A 13610-nucleotide genomic window follows, 5' to 3' on the forward strand; every position below is an offset into this window, starting at 1 on the left:
GCCGCACCTGTATCGACCTTCCCCACCATCCGAGGACAGCTTATGACTGCACACCCGAGCGACAGTTACTCGACCCACGACCACCCTGGCACGAGCACAGCCGACAGCCCTCCTCCGACACGTGGCCCGTTGCACGGCCTCCGCGTCCTCGACATCAGTACCGTCTACGCCGCACCGATCACCGCCATGCTCCTCGGTGATTTCGGCGCGGACGTAATCAAGATCGAGCACCCCTCGGGCGATCCCGCCCGCTCACACGGAGCCCGGAAGGACGGCCACGGACTGTGGTGGAAGGTCATCGCCCGTAACAAGAAGTGCATCACTCTCAATCTCAGCACCGACGAAGGCCAGCAGATACTCCGCGACCTCGTGATCGATGCCGACGTGCTGGTGGAGAACTTCCGCCCCGGCGTACTCGAGAAGTGGGGGCTGGGTCCGGACCGACTCCATGCCGTCAATCCGGGACTGGTCCTGCTCCGCGTCACCGGGTTCGGCCAATCCGGACCCTACGCCGAGCGCCGCGCATTCGGCACCCTGGCCGAGGCGATGAGTGGCTTTGCACACCAAACCGGGACGGAGGACGGTCCACCGACGCTGCCGCCCTTCGGACTCGCCGACGGCGTTGCCGGACTTGCCGGCGCATTCGGCGTGGTGGCCGCACTCCTCCACCGCAACGGCTCGGCCGGCCGCGGACAGGTCATCGACATGTCACTACTCGAACCACTCCTGGGAATTCTCGGCCCCGGGCCCACCGCCTACGACCAACTCGGCACCATCGCCGGCCGCAACGGCAACCGCTCCCCCAATAACGCCCCACGCAACACCTACCTCACCAAGGATGGCCGGTGGGTTGCCGTCTCCGCGAGCGCCACCTCTGTCGCCGCGCGGGTCATGCGCCTGGTCGGCCGACCTGACATCGTCGAGCAATCCTGGTTCGACTCCGCCGGCGAACGCAGCCGCAACGGCGAACTGCTCGACGACGCGGTTGCGAAGTGGATCGCAGACAGACCCCTGCACGAAGTCACGGCCGAGTTCGAACGGGTCGGCGCCGCGCTCGCACCCATCTACGACGTCGCGCAACTCATGAGTGATCCGCAGGTCCTCGCCCGTGACTGCATCACGACCGTCGACGACGAAGACCTCGGCCCGATCAAGATGCAGAACGTCATGCTTCGCATGCTCGGGACTCCGGGCGCGATCAAGTTCCCCGGCCGCCGTCTCGGGCAGGACAACCAGGAGTTCTACCGGGACACCCTCGGCATCGACCAGGAACGAATTACCGAACTCACCGAGAAGGGCGTCCTTTGATGAACCGCAGCTACCTCTTCGCGCCTGGCCACAACCTGAATCTGCTCGGAAAGGTGTTCCACGCCGGCGCCGACGCCGTCATCCTCGATCTCGAGGACGCGGTGCCGCCCTCCGAGAAGCGGACCGCCAGGGCAAACGTCGCATCCGTCGTCACCACCAGGACCGCATGGGTGCGAATCAACGCCCCCGGAACCGGACTCGCCGCCGCTGATCTGCATGCCGTCGCTGCATCGGCACACGGCATCCGCATCCCCAAGGTCGAAACACTCGACGACGTTCACTGGGTCGCAGCCCGGGCCCCGGAAAAACCCCTGATCTGCGCCATCGAAACCGCGAAAGGGGTCGCCAATGCCTTCGATATCGCCGGTCACCCGGCGGTAACGCATCTCGCACTCGGCGGTATCGACCTGCAGAAGGACCTCGGCACGGGAGACGGGGACATACCGATGCAGTACGTGCGATCCCACCTCGTCGTCGCCGCGCGCGCCGCCGGCATCGCCCCACCGATCGACAGCGTCTACCCCCACCTCGATGACAATGACGGACTCATCCAGCAGGCCGCCCACAGTCGCAGCCTCGGCCTGTTCGGCAAGTCCGCAATTCACCCCGCTCAGCTGACGGCCATCCATGCCACCTTCACTTCGGGACAGGAGGACATCGACTGGGCCCGCGCAGTGGTCGACGCATTCGAGAAGGCCGGCGGAGCGGCGGTCCGGCTACCTGGAGGTGAATTCGTGGATCTCCCCGTCGCAGAGCGGGCACAAAAGATCTTGGACGCGGCGCGAACGTGATGCCGTCATGCTCCGCACCGTCTACACCATGTAGTGCACGAACGCGTGCCACCTGCCATGAGCAGATGCTTCGGCCGACGCATCACCTCCCGATACGCCGGCTGGTGGCTACCGAGAGTAGACCTAGGACAGCAAGGTGGTGGTGATCACGGTTCCGCGGCTGCCGGAGTGCAAGTACCGGTTCGGCAATTCCCACAGCCTGCGAACGTTGGCAACCTCGTCGAGCACCGCGAGCAGGGATAGCGGGAGCCGCTTCGACACCGTGGTGACTCCGTACTGGGGGGCGTTCCCACGATGAGGAGCAGCCACCAGAACGCGTCGAACTTCCCGACCGTCTCGCGCACGAAGTCTGGGCCTCGCTGTCCAAGGTGACGCCGGTCTGGGCGTACAGGTGGACCTCACGCTGTCGTGGGATTGCTCGGCTCCGCCTCGACGCTGTGCATGGTGCTGGTCGGGGCGGTGCTCGACGGGGCCGTCACGCTCGGCATCGTCATCGCCATGTGGCGAAAGATCGAACTTCAGCGGTCTGGGATTCTTCGGTTACTGCGTCGCCGTCGCAATCGGTACCGGCGCGCTGCTGTTCGCGATCTGACCCGCCATCGTGGTTTACCCACGGAGGTTCGATGCTCCCCGCGCACATCTGTGCATCCGCTTTGAGCTCGACGCCGCCGGCACTGCGGACTGATCGCACTGATTCTCGCCGTGGTGGGCGACCGGGGAGCGCCGATCTTCGACAAGCACTCCGCCTGGATGCTCGCCTCCGGCCTGACCGCACACACTCTCGCAGAAGCAGGCCTGACACTGGCGCTGTGAGACACCGACCCCGCCGACGAGAACCGAATCGTCCCGACCGAATCGCACGCGAGCTCGGTCGGGACGCAGGCGTCTCAACCCCCCATTCTCGAATGAGAATCCCGCGTGACCTGCAAACGAATGCGTTACAGTTCCCGGGCCAACTGATACCGGGGGGATTCATGGCAGAGAGACTTCGTTTGGAACCGCGGACGATCGAGGAGATCGTCGCCATCTGCGACACCATGCTCGAGACGCTCCGCGAAGCGGCACGGCACGCAAGCGACTTGGCCGATGCACCGAGCTTCGGGGGCTTCAAGTCGGCCGAAGACCTCCGCACCGGCTTCGTACGCAAAGCCCGCGGGACACCCGAATCGCTTTTCGAACGCCTCCAACAATTCGCAGCGGTACTCGAGAATATGCGAGAGACGTTCGCGTCAGGCGGCGAGGGATTCTTGGCTACGGAACACGACTGGAGCGCCGTCCTCAACGCGTCGGGTCAGGGTGGGCGGTGACCGCATTTCGCAGCGCCGCCGCGGCAGGTGCACTTCTGGCCCTCGCTTCGCTGATCGGCTGCGCCGACTCTACCGCCACCACGGACACCGCGAGCAAGACACCGAGCACACCGGCCACCACGACTCGCGTGCCGCGACTGGTGGACGAGTCCGACCGCCCCTTGGTCGCCTTCGACCCGTGCCTCGACATTCCCGACGACGTGCTCATTTCCGCCGGCTACGACCCGAGATCCGAAAACAACGCGGACTTCGCGGCGACCCACTACACGATGCTCGGCTGCTCCTACGACGGCACGGTGAAGCGTCCCGGGGTGGCGGCCTACGGGCTGACCGTGAGGTCGGCCAACTTCGACTGGGCGATAGAACTGCAAAAGACCGCAGACAACGGCGACAACGTTGTCCCCACCGAGATTGCCGGCCGGCGCGCACTACTCAAGACCAACACGTCCTATCCCGAGAGTTGCCATATGAGCGTCGAAACCTCCTATGGAGTGATGCTCTTCGGCCAGGTGGTATTCGGTTCCGAAGTCGAGTACTTGCCCGAGTCACAGTGGTGCGTGGGCCTCGCGCACACCGCCGAGCGCATCGTCGCCGTCCTCGACGACGTCGAGTCGCGCACCCGCTGACCCAGCATAGGGTCTGGATTCGAGCCCGGAAGCCGAACTCGAACCCGCACAGGTTGGTCGAGACCACGCCCGCGACGCTGTCGGCGCCGTATGTCAGCATGGTCGAACCCGACACCGGAGGGAGCGTCGTGTCCACCGCCGACCTGCACCGCCTGGCGCGTCTGCGTCAGGAGCACCCGGCGTGGGCGCTGCTGCGGTCGGACAATGCAGCCGCGGTGCTGGCGCTGCTGGGCCGGCACTTCGACCGCGGCACGCGACGGCTGCCGGCCCCGGAGCTGTTCGCCCGCCTCGATGCGGACCTGCAGGAACTGCGCGACGAGGGCTTCGAGCTGCCGCGCACCGGTCAGGCCTATTGTGCGGACTGGGTGCGCGCGGGTTACCTGCTGCGCCGCGCGAGCGCCGACGCCCGGGAGGAGACCCTCGAACCGACCGAGGCGACGTTCGCCGCGCTCACGTTCGTCGCGGGCCTGACGACCGCCACCAGCTCGGTCACCGAGTCGCGGCTGACCACCCTGTCGAGCCAGCTCCAGGCACTGGCGCGGGACTCGGACCCACGCAGCGAGAGCCGCCTGGCGGCGTTGCGGGCCGAGCGCGACGAGCTGGACCGGCAGATCGCCGCCGTCGAATCCGGGGATTTTCCCGTGCTGGACGGGAACCGCGCGGTGGAACGGTCCGCGGAGATCCTGGCGTTGGCCGGGGAGATCCCGGGTGACTTCGCGCGGGTGCGCGCCGAGTTGGAGGCGCTCAACCGGGAACTGCGGGCCCGGATCCTCGACGACGAGGGCGACCGCGGCGACACTCTCGGCGAGGTGTTCCGCGGGGTCGATCTGATCGGCAGCTCCGACGCCGGCCGCAGCTTCGCCGGCTTCTACGACATGATCATCGATCCGGAGCGGTCGTCGCAGCTCGACGACTGGATCGAGGCAGTGCTGCAACGCCCGTTCGCGCAGCAGCTCACCACCGAGCAGCGCAACCGGTTCCGCACCCTGCTCACCGAGATGGAGGACGCGGGCGGCGAGGTCCACGTGACGATGACGTCGCTGTCGCGTTCGCTGCGACACTTCGTGCAGTCCCGCCACTACGAGGAGCACCGGCGCCTGCAGCGGCTGTTGCGCTCGGCCCAGCAGCAGGCCCTGCAGGTGGCGCAGCGCCGCAAACCATACGACCTGCTGGACCTCGAACTGGTGCGGGTAGGCATGGGCATCGACTCGGTGGCGGCGCTGCGGCTGCACAACCCGGCCGACGACCTGGTGGCCGAGCCGGTGGTGACGCAACCGGTCGGCGAGGTGGATCTGGCGGAGCTGCGCCGCATCGTCCGCGAATCGGAGATCGACATGGACGAGCTGGCCGGCAACGTCGCCGCCACGCTACGTTCCCGCGGCAGCGCCACGATCGGCGACGTATTGCGCGACCATCCCGCCACGCAAGGTCTGGCCAGCGCGGTGGGTCTGCTGGTGCTCGCCGCGGAGCACGGTCACCGCGTCGACGGCACCGAGGAGATCGCGTGGACGTCCCCGTCGGGCGCGACCCGCGTCGCGACGGTGCGGCGGCACCTGTTCGACCCCACCGACACCGAGTTCACCGCCCGCATCACCGAGGACGCGTCATGACCGAATCGACCACACGCACCGGGCTGTATCCGGGCGACACCGGCGAACTCGACCTCGACACCCGCCGCGCGCTGGTGCAGCTGCTCAAGGGACCGCTCGTCACCGCCGACAAGCACCCGGAGGTGTGGCGGACGGTGATCCGCGACGAGCGGGTGCTGCGGTCCCGGCTCGCGGACGTGTTTCTCGATCTCGTCGTCGACGAGGACGATCAGCTCGCGTTCACCCGCCCCGCCGACACGGGCGACCACAAGGCCCCGACGGTGCTGCGCACCGAGCGGCTCACGTTCATGGACACCGTGATGCTGCTGGCGTTGCGGCACCGGCTGCTGCGCGCCCAGCCGGGCGAGCGGGTGATCGTCGACTTCGACGAGGTGGCCGGGCAGTTGGAGATGTACCGCGCTGCGACGAGCACCGATCCGGCCGGCTTCCGCAAACGGGTCAACGCGTCGTGGGAGAAGTTGAAGAAGTACACGCTGCTGGCGTCGACGTCCACGGAGGGCCGGATGGAGGTCTCTCCGGTGTTGCGGCAGTTGTTCGACGCCGATCAGGTCGCCGCCGTCGAGGCCGAGTTCCGGCGCATCGTCGAGGAGGACGCGCCGTGAGCGCCGCCCCCATCCACCCCGGCCAGTTCCGGCTCGCGCGGGTGCAGGTGGTCAACTGGGGCACCCTGCACGGGCATCACGACATTCCCGTGGCCCGCAAGGGTTTTCTCATCACGGGCGCGTCCGGCTCGGGCAAGTCGACGCTCATCGATGCGATCTCGACGGTGCTCATGCCGGGCGGCAGCGTGCGGTTCAACGCGGCCGCGCAGGAGTCGGCGGCCGGGTCGGGCCGCAACTTCGTCAGCTACATCCGCGGGGCGTGGCGGCGCGAGGCCGACGCCGACACCGACGCGCTCACCGCCTCGTATCTGCGCACCGGCGCCACGTGGAGCGCGGTCGCACTGACGTACAACGCCGCCGACGGCGCGGCCCCGGTGACCCTGGTCAAGCTCATGCACCTGCGCCGGGGCGCCAACGCCAACAACGAGATCTCGCACCTGCACCTGATCCTCGACACCGACGTGGAGCTGACCGACCTCGAACCGTTCGTCACGCGGGGAATCGACACCCGGGGCATCCGCAAGCGCTGGCCTGATGCGGTCGTGAACCCCAGCTACGCGCCGTTCGCCCGCGCGTTCCGGTCCAAGCTCGGCATCTCGTCGGAGGCCGCGCAGCGGCTGCTGCACCGCACGCTGTCCGCGAAGAGCCTGAACAGCCTCGACCAGCTGTTGCGCGACTACATGCTCGACGAGCCGCCGACGTTCGCGATGGCCGAGCGGGCCACCACGCAGTTCCGCGAGCTGCGCGAGGCGCATCGCGTCGTCGTCGACGCCCGTCGTCAGGTCGAGACGCTCGAGCCGCTCGTCGCGCTGGCCGACACCCGTCGCAGCGGCCTGCAGTCACAGCGCGACCTGCAGGACGAGACCGATCACCTCGACGCGGTGCACGCCCGGATGACGGTGGACCTGCTCAGCGACAGGCTCGACGAGACGCGGGCGCAGACCGGTCTGTTGCAGGCCGCCGCGGACAAGACCGCCGACGAGGCCGACCGCGCCGGCGAACGCACCCTCGATCTGCGGGTGCGCGCCGAGAGCGCCGGCGACGGCCGGCTCGCGACCCTCCGCGTGCACAACGAGACCGCCGAGACCGCGCTCGAACGAATTACCCAGCAACGCAAACGGTTCGACATCGCCCTCGCGCACTGGGAGGCGGAGACACCGGCCACCGCGGACGACTTCGCGCATCTGCAGGCCCAGCTCGAGGGGGAACTGCGCGAGCTCGACGCGACCGCGGACACGCGCAGGGCCGAGCTGTACGAGGTGGCCGGCGCGCTCGCCGAGCGCCGGAAGACGATCCGCGAACTGATCGCCGACCGGGAGGTCCTGGCCCGGCGGCGCTCGAACCTCGATCCCGACCTGCTGCGCGCCCGGGAACTGGTGTGCTCGGCGGCCGGACTCGGTGAGGACGCCCTGCACTTTGCGGGCGAGCTGATCGCGGTGCGCGCCGAGCACGCCGAGTGGACGGGCCCGATCGAGCGTGTCCTGGGCGGATTCGGGCGCACCCTGCTGGTGCCCGACGAGCTGTACCCGCGGGTGGCCGCCGCCGTCGACGCACACCATCTCGGTGCCCGCCTCGTATACCGGCGAGTCCGCACGGGCGTCGGTGCGCCGGACGCACCCACCACCGCCGACGGCTCGCTCGTCCGCAAGCTCGAGGTGCGCCCCGGCCCGCTCGCCGCGTGGCTGCAGCACCACCTGGCGGACCGCTTCGACTACGCGTGCGTCGACACCGCCGACGACCTGCGCCGCGTCCCGCGGGGCGTGACCCGGGCCGGGCAGGTCAAGCACGGTGGCGACCGGCACGAGAAGGACGACCGGCGGCGCATCGACGACCGCAGCCGCTGGGTCCTCGGCTTCGACAACGAGGCCAAGCTTGCCGACCTGCGCCGGCGCATCGGCGACGCCGAGACCGACGTCGACGCGCTGCAACGGCGGCAGGAGGCGCTCGAACGCGCCGAGTCTGCGATCCAGCTGCGCCGGCAGGCCGCCGCGGTGATCCGCGAGTCCGCGTGGTCCGACGTCGACGTCGCGGCGGCGGAAAACGCGGTGGACGCGATCGAGGAGCGGCTGCGCGAGTGGATGCAGGGCAACACCGAATATGCCACGCTCACCGCGGATCTGGCTCGCGCCGAGAGCGAGGAACGCGCCGCCCGGCAGGCGCACACCGCGGCGCTGGCCAAGCTCGAACAGCACCGGGACGAGCTGACCCGGGTGCAGGCGCGGCTCGACGAGGCGCAGGCCCACGCCGGCACGGCGGTGCCCGACCCGATCGCCGCGCGCATCCGGGCCCGGTTCGCCGCGGCGGTCCGCCGCGTCACCGTCGACAACATCGACCGGGCCCTGAGCACGGTGGGTCGCGCGATCAACGCGGAGATGCGGTCCGCGCAGCACGACACCGCGGACGCCGAGCGCCGCATCACCGCCATCCTCACCGGCTACCTCGCCGAGTGGGAGGCGCGGCGCGCCGAGATGCGCTCCGAGGCCGAGTACGTCGACGACGCCCTCGCGGTGCTCGCCCGGCTGCGCAGCGACGGCCTGCCCGCCTACGAGGACGAGTTCTTCCGGCTGCTGCGCGAGCAGTCGCACCGCAACATCGGGGAGCTGGCGCGCGCGATCCGTAAGGCTCCGGGTGAGATCCGCTCACGTATCGAGCCGGTGAACGAATCGCTGCGCCGCTCGCCGTTCGACACCGACCGGATCCTGCGCATCGACGTCAAGGACCGGCGCTCCCCTGCCGCGTCGGAGTTCCTGGCGGAGCTGCTGCAGATCACGAGCGGCGCGTGGAAGGAGGAGGACCGGGCCGCGGCGGAGCGGCGGTTCGAACAGATGGCGGCGGTGCTCGAACGGCTCGACTCCGGCGAGCCCGCCGACCTGCGGTGGAAGCGCCTCGTGCTCGACACCCGCCTGCACGTCGGATTCATCGGGGTGGAGGTCGACCCGGAGGGCAACGACGCCAACTATCACGACTCGAGCTCCGGCCTGTCGGGTGGACAGGCGCAGAAGCTGGTGTTCTTCTGCCTCGCGGCGGCGCTGCGCTATCAGCTGGCCGCCGCCGGCGAGGAGCTGCCGCGCTACGGCACCGTGATCCTCGACGAGGCGTTCGACCGCGCCGACCCCGCGTACACGCGACGGGCGCTGGACGTGTTCACCCAGTTCGGGTTCCACATGGTGCTCGCCACCCCGCTCAAGCTGCTGCAGACCCTCGACGACTACATCGACGGCGTGGCCGCGGTGAGCATCCGCGACAAGCGCTACTCGCAGATCGCACTGTTGCCGATCCGCGGGGACGGCACGTGAGCGCACTGTGCGTGCCGCCGTCCGCGGTCGCCAGCAAGGCCCAGGTTGCCTACCGCAGCCGCCGCACCCGATGGATCACCGATCCCACTGCGGCCGAATCGGATTCGCTGTCGATCGGGCTGCATCCGCCGTCCGAGCGGCGGGTCGCGCAGGATCCCGACGCCGTCGTCGCGTGGGTGCGTGCCTGGCACCGCTACCCGGGTGCCGGGCGGGTCGAGTGGGAGACGCGGCGCTGGCCGAGCTTCGGCACGCAGGAAGTGCCGATGCGCCTGCTGCTTTCGGGCGCGACCGAGATCGCCGCCGCGGCCGCACGAGCACCCGAGTGGCGCACCCTCACCGAACGGCAGGCGCGGCTGCTCGACGGACTCGGCCCCGGCACCGCGACGCTCGCGACAGCGATCGCCGCGACGCATGCCCGCTGGCTGGAGCTGGACGAGCCGGACTTCGCGCGGCTCGTCGCAGCGGTGCGCTGGCTGGCCGAGCATCCGTCGTCGGGGCTGTTCGTCCGCCAGCTGCCGGTGCCCGGCGTCGACACCAAATGGGTGTCGCGGCACCGCGGCCTGGTCGAGACGCTGCTCGACGGCGTGCGGGGCGATCGTGACCTGGGGGTGCGGTCGCTGCCGCGGATGTGCGAGGTGGCCGTGTGCGACCGGGCGCTGCTGGCGGGGGCGCCCCGGATCTTCGCGACGTCGCTCGACGAGCTGGCGGCACTGCCGGTGAAGCCGGCCCGCACCCTGATCCTGGAGAACAAGGAGGGCCTGCACGCGCTGCCGGAGCTGCCGGCGACGGTGGCGGTGCACGGCGGCGGCTACGCGGTGCACGAGCTGGCGGACGTGCCGTGGCTCGCCGCCTCCGACGTCGTGTACTGGGGTGACCTGGACACGCACGGTTTCGCGATCCTCGACCGGCTCCGCGGCCGCCTCCCGCACGTGCGCAGCCTGCTCATGGACCGCGGCACCGTCGAGCGGTGGCGCGACCTCGCCGTGCCCGAGGCGTCACCCGCCCCGCACACGCCCGCACACCTGACCGGACCGGAACGCGACGCGCTCGCGGTGGTGCGCACCGAGGGTCTGCGGCTCGAACAGGAACGGATCCCGTGGCCGTACGTCGTCGCCCATCTCGAGGCGCTGTAGGCGCGGGCGTCGAGCCTGTCGCCCCGCACGGGCCGCCGGTTCCGGAGTCGTCTTCCCACCTGCGGCTTCACGATGTGCCTGAAGTTGCAATAGTGAACTAGAATCAAACTTCTCATTCCCGGGATCTTTCACGGGAAATCCCTTCACAGGAAAGGAGCACTCCGACGCACACGCCGGCCCCCCACACCGTTCATCTCGTCCCCCTGCCCCACAGCGTCGGGGACGCTCCCCCGCTCGCGTCCGAGCGGCCCCGGCTGCACGGCCACCCGGACATCGTGTGGTTCCGGGATCGCTATGCGATCCCCATCTCGACGACCACGCCGCACGAGGCGATGCTCGAGGATCTGTACTTCGTGCGCCGGGTCCTCGATGACGCCGGCATCGACTTTCTGCTGGTCCGCGGCGACGGCGCGCGCCCGGTGCTGGCGGTGGACTGGGCCGACCGCAAGGAGCTGCGCGCCGCACTGGTCGTCGCGTGCACCGACGAACCGTTCTACTCCAAGACGGTCGGCACCAAGCGGCGCCGACCGGTGCTCGTCGCCGACGGCCGGCTTTCCCCTAGTTCCAAGGACCGGGTGTTCCGACTGTTCCGGCCGCGAGTCGAGCTGACCAGCGGGCTGCGGTACGGGGCGTCGAACGGGGTGCAGATCGAGCTGTGGTCGCACACCGACGACGAAATCCTCCTGCCGAAAGAGAACGCTCTGACCCGGCGCAGCGTGCCGCGGGAGGAGATCACCCGCACCACCGTCGAGCGCTACGGGCAGACGTGGCCGACGATCGAGGGGATGTTCGCGACCCATCCGTCGGACGTCCCGTTCGAGATCGACCTGGTGTTCTCGTGGGTGGACGGCTCGTCGAAGGAGTGGCAGGCCGAACGCGCCAAGCGCATGCAGAACTACGTGGTGGGCGAGGGCGACGACTCCCCCGCGCGCTTCCGGCAGATCAACGAGCTGAAGTACGCGCTGCGCTCCGTGCACATGTATGCGCCGTGGATCCGGCGGATCTTCGTCGCGACCGACTCGGAGCGACCGGACTGGCTGGCCGACGACGGCCGGGTCACGTTCGTGCGCAGCGAGGAGTTCTTCGCCGACCCGTCGGTGCTGCCCACCCACAATTCGCAGGCCGTCGAGTGCCAGCTGCATCACATCCCGGGCCTGTCCGAGCACTTCCTGTACTCGAACGACGACATGTTCTTCGGCCGCGCGGTGGATCCGCAGATGTTCTTCTCCGCCGGCGGGGTCACGAAGTTCATCGAGGCCGACACCCGGATCGGATTGGGCCGGAACCACAAGAAGCGCAGCGGTTTCGAGAACGCGGCACGCGTGAATCGCCGGCTGCTCGAGGACCGGTTCGGGGTGACGATCACCCGGCACCTCGAACACACGCCGGTGCCCCTGCGCAAGAGCATCATGGTGGAGATGGAGCGGGAGTTCGCGGAGGAGTTCGCCGCGACGGCGGCGAGCACGTTCCGGGCCGCGGAGAACATCTCGGTGACGAACTCGTTCTACCACTACTACGCGCTGATGACCGGCCGGGCGGTGCAGCAGACGACGGCCCGCATGCGGTACGTCGACACGACGATGGTTTCGGGTCTGCGCGAGCTGGACACGCTGCTGGCGACGCGGAAGATGGACTTCTTCTGCCTCAACGACGGCAGCGTGCCCGAGGTCGACCTCGAGGTGCGGACGGCCAAGGTCACGCAGTTCCTGGAGCGGTACTACCCGATCCCGGCGCCGTGGGAGACGGACTACCCGAGGCGGGCGTGACCTGCGCCCTCGGACGCATCGGGCCGTCCCGATTATCCGTGGGGCGGCCCGGCCGGGTGAACGCGAACTCGGGGACGACGCCGGGCCGGCGTCGACGCTCACCGCCCGTTCGGTGACGAGGCGAGGGCGGGAAACACCCAGCTTCCGTCGAGGACCTCCGCACGCGGGCGATACAGGCGAACGAGATAGTTCCACCCCTCCGTGACGGGAAGGTGATTGGCGCGGTCCGCATCGTCGCCGCCACCGAAACGGACGGTGATCGAGCCGTCGGCGTTGGGAACGCCTGTGAGGTTGTTGATGCTGTAGGCGTGGTGCTCGTTCGGTTCGAAGAAGCCCTCGGCGTTGTAGACCGAGACGGACCAGAAGCCGTCGACGGGCACATCGCCGACGGTCAACTCGTACTCTCCGACCGGCAGTCCCGGATCGACGCCGATGTACACGGCCTCCTCGGTCGGAAGGCCGCCCCAGCCGGCGGCGGTACCGATCAGGTGCCGGACCGGGTCGACGGTGTTCCGGGCACCGAACATCCGATCGAAGCCGGTCAGTCCTCGTGCCAGCGCCAGCAGCGCCTCCCGCGTCGCGTCGAGGCTCGCACGGTCGTAGTCGGGCGCCGCGAACGGCGTCGACGAGCCGACTTCGAGACGGAACCGGTCCTGGAGCGAGACCACGGTGCGGACGTCGTCCGGATCGGAGGGATCGACGAGGATCCGCACCGCGACGGCGACGTACGGTGTCGGGAACTCGTCGGCCGTGAACCTGTGCTCTCCCGGGTCGTGGAGGATCCGATCGACATGGTGGTCCTGGTCGACCACCATCACGGACATGTACCGCCGACCGCCGTCGGGGATGGTGAGCGTCGCTCCCTCCGAGGTGTCGACGATCGCGAGGCTGTACAGGGTGTCGCGGTTCATCCGGATCACCGTCTGCTGCTCGACCGAGGCGGGCTCCCGGTTGTGCCGGAGCACATTGATGCCCCCGGCGTCCCGCTGAAGGTCGAGAAACATCCGATCCGTCTCCGCGCGAACGAAGTTGTCCACATTCACCGGAATCGATGTCATGCGCGGCAGCCTAGACGACGAACACCCCACGCGCTGTCCGATTCGTCCGCCTCCGCGACGGTCCGGTGTTCCCTGCCGGAACTGCCGGGCCGGCCGCCGGGCACGGTGCGGCA

General features: G+C 69.2%; 10 protein-coding genes. 9 read left to right on the forward strand and 1 reads right to left on the reverse strand.

What is annotated here, in order from left to right; all coding sequences use genetic code 11:
- Positions 1 to 42: 42 nt before the first annotated feature.
- The 9 genes from OCS65_RS19505 (at position 43) to OCS65_RS19545 (ending at position 12439) form a co-directional block, all read left to right on the forward strand.
- The gene (locus OCS65_RS19505) at positions 43 to 1308 is read left to right on the forward strand and encodes a CaiB/BaiF CoA transferase family protein (protein WP_263507442.1); all 1266 of its coding nucleotides are present in this window, start codon (positions 43 to 45) and stop codon (positions 1306 to 1308) included.
- The gene (locus OCS65_RS19510) at positions 1308 to 2099 is read left to right on the forward strand and encodes an HpcH/HpaI aldolase/citrate lyase family protein (RefSeq protein ID WP_263507443.1); all 792 of its coding nucleotides are present in this window, start codon (positions 1308 to 1310) and stop codon (positions 2097 to 2099) included. The genes OCS65_RS19505 and OCS65_RS19510 overlap by 1 nt, the downstream gene beginning before the upstream one ends.
- Before the next feature lie 974 nt (positions 2100 to 3073).
- Positions 3074 to 3406, forward strand: a complete 333-nt coding sequence (locus OCS65_RS19515) for a hypothetical protein (protein ID WP_065922774.1) — start codon at positions 3074 to 3076, stop codon at positions 3404 to 3406.
- Positions 3403 to 4032, forward strand: a complete 630-nt coding sequence (locus tag OCS65_RS19520) for a DUF3558 domain-containing protein (protein ID WP_263507444.1) — start codon at positions 3403 to 3405, stop codon at positions 4030 to 4032. The genes OCS65_RS19515 and OCS65_RS19520 overlap by 4 nt, the downstream gene beginning before the upstream one ends.
- 98 nt (positions 4033 to 4130) lie before the next feature.
- Complete coding sequence (locus OCS65_RS19525; protein ID WP_174824743.1) at positions 4131 to 5642, forward strand: DUF3375 domain-containing protein; 1512 nt, start codon at positions 4131 to 4133, stop codon at positions 5640 to 5642.
- Entirely contained in the window at positions 5639 to 6244 is a 606-nt protein-coding gene (locus OCS65_RS19530) for a DUF4194 domain-containing protein (RefSeq protein WP_040275769.1), read from the forward strand. The genes OCS65_RS19525 and OCS65_RS19530 overlap by 4 nt, the downstream gene beginning before the upstream one ends.
- Positions 6241 to 9540 (forward strand): ATP-binding protein, encoded by a 3300-nt coding sequence (locus tag OCS65_RS19535; RefSeq protein WP_263507445.1) that lies wholly within the window; start codon positions 6241 to 6243, stop codon positions 9538 to 9540. Before OCS65_RS19530 ends, OCS65_RS19535 begins: the two co-directional genes overlap by 4 nt.
- Positions 9537 to 10673 carry a Wadjet anti-phage system protein JetD domain-containing protein gene (locus tag OCS65_RS19540; protein WP_263507446.1) on the forward strand — a complete coding sequence of 379 codons (1137 nt, stop codon included), beginning with the start codon at positions 9537 to 9539 and terminating at the stop codon, positions 10671 to 10673. The genes OCS65_RS19535 and OCS65_RS19540 overlap by 4 nt, the downstream gene beginning before the upstream one ends.
- A gap of 275 nt (positions 10674 to 10948) precedes the next feature.
- Positions 10949 to 12439 (forward strand): stealth family protein, encoded by a 1491-nt coding sequence (locus tag OCS65_RS19545; RefSeq protein WP_263507447.1) that lies wholly within the window; start codon positions 10949 to 10951, stop codon positions 12437 to 12439.
- 98 nt (positions 12440 to 12537) lie between these two features.
- On the opposite strand, the gene OCS65_RS19550 is transcribed toward OCS65_RS19545, so the two are convergent.
- Positions 12538 to 13497: a DUF1214 domain-containing protein gene (locus OCS65_RS19550; protein WP_263507448.1), complete on the reverse strand. Its 960-nt coding sequence runs from the start codon at positions 13495 to 13497 to the stop codon at positions 12538 to 12540.
- Positions 13498 to 13610: the final 113 nt, after the last annotated feature.

The sequence above is a fragment of the Rhodococcus aetherivorans genome (assembly GCF_025722975.1).
GTDB lineage: Bacteria > Actinomycetota > Actinomycetes > Mycobacteriales > Mycobacteriaceae > Rhodococcus > Rhodococcus aetherivorans.